The 11,133-nt window shown below is 36.0% G+C and carries 6 protein-coding genes; 5 read left to right on the forward strand and 1 reads right to left on the reverse strand.

The features are described 5' to 3' along the window. Positions 1-207 precede the first annotated feature (207 nt). The 3 genes from Q0829_RS08620 (at position 208) to Q0829_RS08630 (ending at position 6,720) form a co-directional block, all read left to right on the forward strand. Entirely contained in the window at positions 208-1,170 is a 963-nt protein-coding gene (locus tag Q0829_RS08620; protein ID WP_298541764.1) for a formyltransferase family protein, read from the forward strand. Positions 1,171-1,211: 41 nt separating this feature from the next. Then, positions 1,212-1,802, forward strand: coding sequence for a tail fiber protein (locus Q0829_RS08625; RefSeq protein ID WP_298541765.1), 591 nt, complete (start codon positions 1,212-1,214; stop codon positions 1,800-1,802). A 196-nt stretch (positions 1,803-1,998) separates the two neighbouring features. Next, entirely contained in the window at positions 1,999-6,720 is a 4,722-nt protein-coding gene (locus Q0829_RS08630) for an Ig-like domain-containing protein (RefSeq protein ID WP_298541766.1), read from the forward strand. Between the two features lie 340 nt (positions 6,721-7,060). Here Q0829_RS08630 and Q0829_RS08635 read toward each other — a convergent pair whose 3' ends face one another. Next, positions 7,061-8,314, reverse strand: a complete 1,254-nt coding sequence (locus Q0829_RS08635; protein ID WP_298541767.1) for an ABC transporter permease — start codon at positions 8,312-8,314, stop codon at positions 7,061-7,063. 139 nt (positions 8,315-8,453) lie between these two features. On the opposite strand from Q0829_RS08635, the gene purH reads away from it, so the two are divergent. Continuing rightward, positions 8,454-9,986, forward strand: coding sequence for a bifunctional phosphoribosylaminoimidazolecarboxamide formyltransferase/IMP cyclohydrolase (gene purH, locus Q0829_RS08640; RefSeq protein WP_298541768.1), 1,533 nt, complete (start codon positions 8,454-8,456; stop codon positions 9,984-9,986). Positions 9,987-10,029: 43 nt separating this feature from the next. Next, complete coding sequence (locus tag Q0829_RS08645) at positions 10,030-11,058, forward strand: rod shape-determining protein (RefSeq protein WP_027393894.1); 1,029 nt, start codon at positions 10,030-10,032, stop codon at positions 11,056-11,058. Positions 11,059-11,133: the final 75 nt, after the last annotated feature.

Here is an 11,133-nt window from a genome sequence, read left to right on the forward strand (position 1 = left end):
AAAAAGCAGCGTTGGTAGTATAAAAGGTTCTTATAAAAGACAAACATGCGGTAAAAGATTAATAGTCTCATAAATTCAGGTAATTATACGTATTGATCAATTTTAATACTCTGTTTAGTTTTGGTAAACAGTGATATCAAAAAAATCACGTGAACAATTCAATCAATACAACTGGATATATCTGGTAGATTGTAAAACCTTGAATTCATGAAAACAATACTTATCGGAAGCTTTCCTGTCTGCCTTTCTGTATATAACAGTCTATCTAAAGATAATAATTTGGAAGCTGTATGTTTTCAAGAATCTGAAATTCCCAATCCGAATAAGAATTTTTGGCTTACCTCTATACAGAGAGAAGGTTTTGACACCTATCTTATCCATAAACAAAATATTGATACAACATTTAAAACTTGGTTGGTTAATAAAGCCCCTGATTTAGTATTGGTTTGTGGTTTCTCCATTAAGATTCCTAAAGAGGTATTAGCGGTACCAAAATATGGTTTTCTGAATGTTCATTTTGGAAAACTACCTGAGAATAGAGGTCCTGACCCACTATTTTGGTCTATAAAACAAGGAAAAAAACAAACTGCAATTACTATTCATCAGATGGATGAAGATTGGGATACTGGTAAAATTCTATTAGAACAATCTGTTCCTATAATTCCTGGAGAAACCTTGGGAATGGCTAATTCTAAAATGAGTTATATGCTGGATGGGCTTATTCAAAAAGCAATTCAATTGGTACATGATATTAAAAGCTTTACACCTCAGCCAATAAAAGAAATTACATATTACAAGAGACCTACAGAAAAAGATACTACGATTTCTTGGGAAACACAAACCGCAGATGAAATAGAAAATTTAGTCAATGCCTGTAACCCTAAATATGGTGGAGCAACCACATATTACCAAGGATCTCTTATAAGAATTCTGGAAGTTTCTCCTGTAGACAGTCAACCATTACTTGGCAAAACTGCTGGTGAGATCATCCACGCACATCCACAAGAAGGATTGTATGTGTATTGTAAATACGGAAAAATACTAAAAATAAATGCTATTAGTTCTGATGCGGGCATTTTATCAGGGACAAAATTTGTCCATCTAGGAATACGACAAGGGCATTGTTTTACAACAAGTATAAGCATAAAACAAGAACAAGTTCATTACTAAATAACTTAAATTAATTTATTAATCTTTAAAATCAATTATTTATGGAACCATTTTTAGGACAAATTATATTATTCGGAGGAAATTTCGCACCAAGAGGTTGGGCATTATGTGACGGACAATTATTACCTATTTCATCAAACAGTGCACTTTTCTCAATTTTGGGCACAGTGTACGGTGGAGATGGCAGAACTACGTTTGCATTACCAGATTTACGTGGTAGAGTTCCAATGCACGCTGGAAACGGACCCGGTTTGAGTGATCGTAGATTGGGTTCGAAAGGAGGCGGAGAAACACATACCTTAGTAACTCCCGAATTGCCTTCTCACAATCACTTAACTGGCAATAATGCAGCGGCTGATCAATCTCTTTTATTAAGTACTGAAAATGCAGTGAATGAAACTCCACAAACTGGTGATGTGCCAGCGGTAGCTAACTTTGTTGATGGTTTAGCTACTACGCAAGTAAAAAGTTTTGGACCACCAACGAACCCTGTAAATAGCCAAACTATTAGAAGTAATGCTGGTTTAACTATTTTAAATAATGGAGGAGGCCAATCACATAATAACATGCAACCTTATTTGACAACTAATTATATTATTGCTTTACAAGGACTATTTCCTTCAAGAAGCTAGCAATCAAAATAGTATTATTTAAAGTTTTTAAATAAAGCACAAAATTTCCTTAGATAAAATAGTATTTCTTAAACCAAGAAGTACTATTTTTAGTATGATAAAAATTCTTTATTATACGATATCTTAATTTTTTAAACCTATTCTTCTAGTTCATAAATAGTTTATTAAAATAATTATTAATCCATAATCAATAACTATGAAAAAATCTACTCATTATCTTTCTTATCAATTTACAGAGAGCTCATATCAGCGAGCAAGGTCTTCATTGCCTATATTTTTTTTTATTTACCTTACTATAGCGGTTTTCACCAATGTACAGGCTCAAAACTTCACTTGGTCAACGGCTTCAGATGCTGGTACAACCGTTTCTGAAACTGTAAATGGCATAACAGCAACTGTAAGTACATCGAATAGTGATGCTCAAGTAGTTAATGGTAGTGGGTTTGACGGATCATCTGGAAATGTTGTTTTTACACAAAATGCTGATACTAGTACATCTTTAACCATTACTTTTAGTCAGGCTGTTGATGTGGCAAGTATTTTTGCTTTTATTGCTGACAATGATAGCGGAGCAGACAGCTCCGTCGTTTTCACACCTACAGGGGGTTCTAATTCTGCTGTTACCGAAGGAATATCACAATTTGCGGGAGAAGTAGTCTCCCTTAATTTTACTGGTGTAACTGCCATAACTCTTACAGAATCTGGCGGAGGATTTGAAACTTTTGGGATAGATGAAATAGTAATAGGAATTCCTAATTCTGCTCCAATAGCAACAGCACCATCCGCACCAACGGTATTAGAAGATGCTACTAATGTAGCTCTTGCAAATGATATTCAAGTAACGGACACTGATGGTGATGATCAAACACTAACTTTTACCATTACAGGAGGAACGGTTGCATTAGGAACAACTGGTATTACTTTTGGAGGTAGTGGTAATGGATCTGCAAGTTTTACCGCACAAGGTACGCTAGCCAATATTAATGCTGCGCTAGATGCCGCCACCTTTACACCTACTGCTAATCTTAATGGTAATAATGCAGGAGGCATTTCTTTTATAGCAAATGACAATACCGATAATTCTAATACTGCAAGTGTAACGTTTACAATTAATGCAGTAAATGACGAACCTAGTTTTACTGCTGGAGTAAATGAAATCGTTAACGAAGATGCTGGTGCACAAACCGTAAATGGATGGGCAACCGCTATCGATGATGGAGATGCAGATGCTACACAAACACTTACGTTTACGGTAACAAATGATAACAATGCATTATTTAGTGCGCAACCAGCTATTGATGCAATGGGTAATCTAACCTATACTCCTGCTGCAAATGCAAGTGGTTCCGCGACCGTAGATGTTGTACTCTCAGACAATGGAGGAACTGCGAATGGAGGTGATGATACTTTTGCTACACAGCAATTCACAATTACTGTAAATGCCGTTAATGATGAACCTAGTTTTACTGCAGGTGCTAATGAAGCTGTTAACGAAGATGCTGGCGCACAAACCGTAAATGGATGGGCAACTGCGATAGATGATGGAGACTCAGACGCTACACAAACATTAACTTTTACAGTAGTCAATAACAATAATGCATTATTTAGTGCACAACCTGCTATTGATGCAACTGGAAATCTAACCTATACTCCTGCTACAGATGCTAGTGGTTCTGCAACAGTAAGTGTTGTACTCTCAGACGATGGAGGAACTGCGAATGGAGGTGATGATACTTTTGCTACACAGCAATTCACAATTACTGTAAATGCTGTTAACGACGAACCTAGTTTTACCGCGGGGGCTAATGAAGCTGTCAACGAAGATGCTGGCGCACAAACCGTAAATGGATGGGCAACTGCCATTGATGATGGAGATGCTGATGCAATGCAAACATTGAGTTTTAATGTATCAAATGACAACAATGCATTATTTAGCGTGCAACCAGCTATTGATGCAACGGGTAATCTAACATACACGCCTGCTGCAGATGCTAATGGTTCTGCAACAGTAAGTGTTGTACTCTCAGACGATGGTGGAACTGCGAATGGAGGTGATGATACTTTTGCTACACAGCAATTCACAATTACTGTAAATGCCGTTAACGACGAACCTAGTTTTACTGCAGGTGCGAATGAAGCTGTTAACGAAGATGCTGGCGCACAAACCGTAAATGGATGGGCAACTGCGATAGATGATGGAGACTCAGACGCTACACAAACATTAACTTTTACAGTAGTCAATAACAATAATGCATTATTTAGTGCACAACCTGCTATTGATGCAACTGGAAATCTAACCTATACTCCTGCTACAGATGCTAGTGGTTCTGCAACAGTAAGTGTTGTACTCTCAGACGATGGAGGAACTGCGAATGGAGGTGATGATACTTTTGCTACACAGCAATTCACAATTACTGTAAATGCTGTTAACGACGAACCTAGTTTTACCGCGGGTGCGAATGAAGCTGTCAACGAAGATGCAGGTACACAAACTGTAAATGGATGGGCAACTGCCATTGATGATGGAGATGCTGATGCAGTGCAAACATTGAGTTTTAATGTATCAAATGACAACAATGCATTATTTAGTGTACAGCCCTCTATTGATGCAACTGGTAATCTAACATACACGCCTGCTGCTAATACTAATGGCAGTGCGACAGTAACAGTAAGTATTTCTGATGATGGGGGAACTGCTAATGGAGGTGATGATACTTCTGATGATCAAACATTTACAATTACCGTAAATGCAGTGAATGATGAACCAAGTTTTACTGCAGGTGCGAATGAAGCTGTTAACGAAGATGCAGGTGCACAAACTGTAAATGGATGGGCAACTGCCATTGATGATGGAGATGCTGATGCAATGCAAACATTGAGTTTTAATGTATCAAATGACAACAATGCATTATTTAGTGTACAGCCCTCTATTGATGCAACGGGTAATCTAACATACACGCCTGCTGCAGATGCTAATGGTTCTGCAACAGTAACAGTAAGTATTTCTGATGATGGTGGAACTGCTAACGGTGGTGATGATACTTCTGATGATCAAATATTTACTATTACCGTAAATGCAGTGAATGATGAACCGAGTTTTACTGCGGGTGCGAATGAAGCTGTTAACGAAGATGCAGCTGCACAAACTGTAAATGGATGGGCAACTGCCATTGATGATGGAGATGCTGATGCAATGCAAACATTGAGCTTTAATGTATCAAATGATAACAATGCATTATTTAGCGCGCAACCCTCTATTGATGCAACTGGAAATCTAACCTACACGCCTGCTGCTAATACTAATGGCAGTGCGACAGTAACAGTAAGTATTTCTGATGATGGTGGAACTGCTAACAGCGGTGATGATACTTCTGATGATCAAACATTTACAATTACCGTAAATGCAGTGAATGATGAACCGAGTTTTACTGCGGGTGCGAATGAAGCTGTTAACGAAGATGCAGGTGCACAAACCGTAAATGGATGGGCAACTGCCATCGATGATGGAGATGCTGATGCGATGCAAACATTGAGTTTTAATGTATCAAATGACAATAATGCATTATTCAGCTCACAACCAGCTATTGATGCAACTGGAAATCTAACCTACACTCCTACTGCTAATGCTAATGGTAGTACTACGGTAACAGTAAGTATTTCTGATGATGGAGGAACTGCCAGCGGTGGCGATGACACTTCTGATGATCAAACATTTACCATTACTGTAGACTCCGTAAATGACGAACCAAGTTTTACAGCTGGAGCGAATGAAATAGTTAGCGAAAATGCAGGAGCGCAAACCGTAAACGGATGGGCAACTGCTATCGATGATGGAGATCCTGAAGTTATGCAAACACTTACATTTACAGTAACAAATAGTAACAATGCTTTATTTAGTTCACAACCAGCTATTGATGCAACTGGTAACCTAACATATACTCCTGCCACAGATGCAACTGGAGTGGTTACTGTAAGCGTAGTATTAACAGATGATGGTGGCACTGCTAATGGAGGCGACGATACTTTTGCTCAACAGTTTGCTATTACCATTACTGATGCTACCCCTCCAACAGTTGATATTACCAGTACCGAAAGTTCTCCAACTGGAGCTAACCCTATTCCAGTAACAATTACTTTTTCTGAACCCATTGATAATTTAGATATTGCTAATATTATAGTAGGAAATGGTACAGCAAGTAATTTATCTCCTTTAGTAAGTAATACTGTTTATACTGTAAATATTAATCCTACTTCCACGGGTATCGTAACAGTTGATATTAATGCTAATGTATCTTTTGATGCTGCTGGTAATGGAAATACAGCCGCTACTCAATTTAGTATTGAATCTGACATAACAAGACCAAGCGTTATTATTAGTTCTACGGTAAATTCTCCAACCAGTGTAAATCCAATCCCTATAACTATTACTTTTAGTGAAGATATTATTGATTTTGATCTAAGTGATATATCTGTATCAAATGGAACCGCTAGCAATCTTTCTGGATCAGGAGCCTCTTTTACCGTTGATATAACTCCAGTAGCATCGGGAAATAGTAATATTACTGTGATTATTGACGAAAATAGAGTGAGCGACCCGGTATTTAATGGAAATACTATTTCAAATGTTTTTGTTATTGAATTTGACAGTACATTAAGCATAGACGATGAAATATTATCAAATGGTCTTACTATTTATCCTATACCGTCTATTAATACCGTTAACATATCTGGAGAAATTAGTTTAGCTATAAAGCGTGCTGATATTTTTGATATTCAAGGAAAATTAGTGCTTTCTCAGAAATTGAACTCAAGCAGTGTTATAAATACAATTGATATTTCTTCAATTAGTTCTGGTTTCTATTTAATGACTATTCATTCTGAAAAAGGGTTTGCAACTAAAAGAATACTTAAGCAGTAAAGATATTTTTAATATCATATTTAAAAAGTCGAGGTTTCTCCTCGACTTTTTTTATGCTCAAGAATTTATGGATTAGCAAACAGCTGTCAAATGATTTTATGTAATAGTAAAAAAATTGAATAAGGGCACTTTATTATAAACAAGTATTTCTACCTATTTCCTTAACCTCTGATTCATAGTATCTTTGAACCATGATAACAACTGTAATGGCCCCAAACAAAAAAAGAAATATTATGATGAAAGTAATTCCGATTGCCGTATTAGTAATTATATTGATTGCCCTAGGTATGAATATTTACCTATTATCAAGATTTGTGTAAACTCAAGAGAACCTTGTACGTTACATTCCAGTTCTTATAGCCTCTACAGGATCTAATCTAGCAGCCATCCAAGCAGGAAAAATACCTGCAATCAAACCTATTAAGGTTGACCAAAACATTCCCCAAAACATATTAGAAGTAGAAAGTATAAATTCGAAATCTCCTGTCATACTAGAAGCTCCTTTTGAAATTAACCAAACCAAAATCAATCCGATTAAACCTCCAAAAACTGCCAGTATTACAGCTTCAAATAAAAACTGAAGTAAAATAAACTTCCTTTTAGCTCCTAGCGCTTTTTGAATTCCAATAAGATTAGTTCGTTCTTTTACACTAACGAACATGATATTGGCAATACCAAAACCGCCAACCAATAGAGAAAACATCCCAATAAAACCACCAATTTGAGACATGGTTCCCGTTATATTATCTATAAAATCAGTAAATCCTTGCAACTGATTTATAAAAAAATCATCAATTTCGTCAGGTTTTAACCCCCTGTAAGAACGAACTTTTTGAGTTAAGGAAGCCACAAATTCAGGTACATCACTTACTGTTTCAGGTTTAATAATGATCATAGGAAACGTAAACTTGTTGTTATCTCCATAAATTCTTCTCACAAGATTAACAGGTAATATTGCAGAAGTATCTTTAGAATCTCCGAAAAGACCACTCCCTTCTTTCTTTAAAACACCTATAACTGTAAACTTTCTTCCATATACTCGTATTTTTTTACCAATAGGATCACTTGTACCAAATAAACTATTGGCTATCTCGTCTCCAATTACAATCACAGGAGCTCCACCATTAGACTCTTGCTCATTAAAAAACCTACCTTTAACTACTTGTAATTCTTCGATATCATAATAATCGTGAGTAACAGGAGCCATACTCACATTACTAATACTTTTATCATTGTATTTTATAACCTCCTGACCAACATTTAATAAAAAACTAGCAGCTTTCAGGTTGGGCATGGTTCTTTTAACAAGTTGATATTCTTCAAAAGTAACATCTGGAAATTGTTCTCTTTTCCAATCAGGCACCTGTGTAGGACCAAAAGAAATTCTGGTAAGATATATGGTACTATTATCCAGAGAACTGATACTTCCTTTTATTTCTTTTTCCAAAGAATCAACAGCAGCCAGCACCCCAATGATTGAGAAAATACCAATCGTTACTCCTAACAAAGAAAGAAAAGTTCTTAATTTATTGTTTCTAAGAGCATTAATTGCAAAATTAAAACTCTCTTTTAACACTCTAAGATAAATAAGCATGTACTATTTTTTGAACAATATAAAGATAGGACGTTTTCCTTATAATTTTGTTACAAAATATCTAAAACAATTACTGACAATGGGTTGTCTAATTGGTAACTAAATTGCTACTTTTGCGTTTTACTAACTAAAAACTGTCATGAGCAACACAAAAACCGCTAAATCCGCATTAATTTCTGTATTCAGTAAAGATGGATTAGCACCTATCGTAAAAAAATTAGATGAACTTGGTATTACTATTTATTCTACAGGTGGTACTGAAAAATTCATAAAAGACCAAGGAGTTGAGGTCATTCCAGTAGAAGATGTTACTTCTTACCCTTCAATTCTTGGTGGTAGAGTGAAAACTTTACACCCTAAAGTATTTGGTGGAATCCTGAATCGCCAGAATAACGATAGTGATGTTGCAGAACTTGAGCAGTATGAAATTCCACAGATTGACATTGTTATTGTTGATCTATATCCTTTTGAAAAAACAGTTGCTTCTGGAGCTTCGGAGCAAGATATTATTGAAAAAATAGATATAGGAGGGATTTCTTTAATTAGAGCTGCCGCTAAAAATTTTGCTGATGTAACCTGTGTAGCTTCCGTTGATGACTACTCGGAGTTTTTAGAAATTATTTCTAAAGGCAATGGTAGCATTTCTCAGGAAGATCGTAAACGTTTTGCAGCAAAAGCTTTTAATGTTTCTTCCCATTATGACAGTGCTATTTTTAATTATTTCAACAGTGATCACGAAATTGCTTCACTTAAGATAAGTGAAACTAAAGGAAAAGCATTACGCTATGGAGAAAACCCGCATCAAAAAGGATTTTTCTTTGGAGATTTTGATGCAATGTTTGACAAACTACACGGTAAAGAATTATCATATAACAATCTTCTCGATGTAGATGCCGCTGTAAACTTGATGAATGAATTTAAAGGAGAAGCACCAACTTTTGCAATCCTAAAACATAACAATGCATGTGGATTAGCACAACGTTCTACAATCCATCAGGCATATGTGGATGCATTAGCAGGTGATCCGGTTTCGGCTTTTGGTGGAGTATTGGTTAGTAATTCTGAAATTGATACTGCTACGGCAGAAGAAATTCATAAATTATTCTGCGAAGTGGTAATCGCTCCTTCATATAGTAATGAAGCTTTAGAAATTTTAAAAGGAAAGAAAAACAGAATTATTCTGATTCAAAAAGATATTGAGTTACCAAAAACACAAGTTCGTTCTTGTCTAAACGGAACTTTAGTACAAGATAAAGATTTAAAAACTGATGCCAAAGAAGACCTAAACACTGTTACTAAAGTTGCTCCAACCGATGCTCAGGTAGAAGATTTATTATTTGCTTCTAAAATTTGCAAGCACACAAAATCCAACACTATCGTATTCACTAAAGGGAAGCAATTATTAGCAAGTGGAACTGGTCAAACATCTAGAGTTGATGCTTTAACTCATTCTATAGAGAAGGCAAAATCATTCAATTTTGATCTTAACGGAGCTGTGATGGCGAGTGATGCGTTTTTCCCATTTCCTGATTGCGTGGAACTTGCGGACAATGCCGGGATCAAAGCAGTCATACAACCAGGTGGTTCTATAAAAGATCAATTAAGTATAGATTACTGTGATGCAAACGGAATTGCAATGGTAATGACCGGAACACGTCATTTTAAACATTAATTTTAGTACATTTACTCAATTCTAACCCTTTTTATTGTTTTATATGGGATTTTTCGACTTCTTTACTGAAGAAATTGCTATAGATTTAGGTACTGCAAATACCTTAGTTATTCATAATGACAAAGTGGTGGTAGATAGTCCATCAATTGTTGCCAGAGATATTATGTCTGGAAAAATAATTGCAGCAGGAAAAGAAGCTGCAATGATGCAAGGGAAAACACACGAAAACATAAAAACTATTAGACCGCTTAAGGATGGAGTAATTGCGGATTTTGATGCTAGTGAAAAAATGATAAGTATGTTTATCAAAGATATTCCGGCATTGAAGAAAAAAATATTTACTCCTGCGCTACGTATGGTTATCTGCATTCCTTCTGGAATTACAGAAGTAGAGATGCGAGCTGTAAAAGAAAGTGCAGAGCGTGTTAATGGTAAAGAAGTATACCTTATTCATGAACCTATGGCAGCAGCTATTGGTATCGGTGTCGATATTATGCAGCCTAAAGGAAATATGATTGTAGACATCGGTGGAGGAACAACTGAAATTGCCGTAATTGCCTTGGGAGGAATAGTATGTGATAAATCTGTAAAAATTGCGGGAGATGTTTTTACGAACGATATTATATATTATATGCGTACCCAACATAATTTATATGTAGGTGAGCGTACAGCGGAAAAAATAAAAATACAGATAGGTGCAGCAACAGAAGATCTGGAATTACCACCAGAAGAGATGAATGTTCAAGGGCGAGATCTTCTAACAGGAAAGCCAAAACAAGTTCAGATTTCATTTCGTGAGATCGCAAAAGCTTTGGATAAATCAATTCTTAGAATTGAGGATGCGGTGATGGAAACACTATCACAAACTCCTCCTGAACTTGCTGCAGATATATATAATACAGGAATTTACCTGGCAGGTGGTGGATCTATGCTAAGAGGACTTGACAAAAGATTATCTCAAAAAACCGATTTACCGGTTTACATTGCAGAAGACCCATTAAGAGCAGTTGTAAGAGGAACAGGAATTACTCTGAAAAATATTAATCGCTATAAGAGCGTATTAATTAAGTAATAGTTTTCAGAAAAATATAATTAGAATATACCTAAAATCTATTTTTTACGTTATTCTGCTTTGATTGTTTTTAAT

The sequence above is a fragment of the uncultured Aquimarina sp. genome, from assembly GCF_947492405.1.
Lineage (GTDB): Bacteria > Bacteroidota > Bacteroidia > Flavobacteriales > Flavobacteriaceae > Aquimarina.

Coding starts and splice junctions, on each gene's coding strand:
- Q0829_RS08620 (WP_298541764.1), top strand. CDS start 208: ATGAAAACAATACTTATCGGAAGCTTTCCTGTCTGCCTTTCTGTATAT.
- Q0829_RS08625 (WP_298541765.1), top strand. CDS start 1,212: ATGGAACCATTTTTAGGACAAATTATATTATTCGGAGGAAATTTCGCA.
- Q0829_RS08630 (WP_298541766.1), top strand. CDS start 1,999: ATGAAAAAATCTACTCATTATCTTTCTTATCAATTTACAGAGAGCTCA.
- Q0829_RS08635 (WP_298541767.1), bottom strand. CDS start 8,314: ATGCTTATTTATCTTAGAGTGTTAAAAGAGAGTTTTAATTTTGCAATT.
- purH (WP_298541768.1), top strand. CDS start 8,454: ATGAGCAACACAAAAACCGCTAAATCCGCATTAATTTCTGTATTCAGT.
- Q0829_RS08645 (WP_027393894.1), top strand. CDS start 10,030: ATGGGATTTTTCGACTTCTTTACTGAAGAAATTGCTATAGATTTAGGT.